Below are 692 nucleotides of genomic sequence, written 5' to 3' on the forward strand. Positions count from 1 at the left end.
CCCACCCGCGCCATCTGCACACTCCACCGATCAGACCCCCGCCGACCGGGAGTGTTGCTTCGACGCTATGACACCACCCTCGAGCTGGATAGAAATGGCCCCCATCGCATCACGCGGTGGGGGCCTTTCGTCAGGCCTGAAACCGACTTTGGCTGTGCGGCGGAATGAAGGGTTCAGGAGTGGAGGTAAATCGTCCCTTCCGAGTAGCCGGGGTCTCGAGTCTCGCCCGGCTTTAGCGAGGGGCGATGATCGTATCTCGCGATTCTAACGCTGTCCTTGTGCCTCCCGGTGGTGACGACGGCAAACACCTCAACCAAGCGGGGGGCCGGATTTTGCGATCGTTTAGCCCACTCCAAAGTCTCGTCAAGGCTCGCCTTGGAGGATTCGTACACCGCGACAGACGTGAGATCTTGCGGATCAGATTCGTTGCCGTGCCAGAACGCAACGCGAAAGGCGTCGACTACATCCTCGTGTCGGACGTCTCGCTCGTCGATTAGATGAAACGTTTCGGCGCTCATTGTTCCCTCAACTGGTTGTGTAAATGCAGACTCCAGTCACGCAAGGATCGCTGTTTCATATCCTTTTCCAGACCGTCTTAGATTGCGTAGCTGTTGGTGGTGTCATAGCGTCGAAGCAACACTCCCGGTCGGCGGGGGTCTGATCGGTGGAGTGTGCAGATGGCGCGGGTGGGG

Annotated in this window: 1 protein-coding gene; it reads right to left on the reverse strand. The window is 58.8% G+C overall.

Annotated features, from left to right (window positions below):
* Positions 1-173: 173 nt before the first annotated feature.
* Positions 174-518 (reverse strand): hypothetical protein, encoded by a 345-nt coding sequence (locus EZE58_RS02165; protein WP_009381332.1) that lies wholly within the window; start codon positions 516-518, stop codon positions 174-176.
* Positions 519-692: the final 174 nt, after the last annotated feature.

Origin of the sequence: Brevibacterium sp. LS14 (genome assembly GCF_012027885.1) — a bacterium.
In the GTDB taxonomy this organism is placed as follows: domain Bacteria; phylum Actinomycetota; class Actinomycetes; order Actinomycetales; family Brevibacteriaceae; genus Brevibacterium; species Brevibacterium casei.

Excerpts from the sequence above, each read along its gene's own strand:
- EZE58_RS02165 (WP_009381332.1), bottom strand. The coding sequence starts at position 518 with ATGAGCGCCGAAACGTTTCATCTAATCGACGAGCGAGACGTCCGACAC.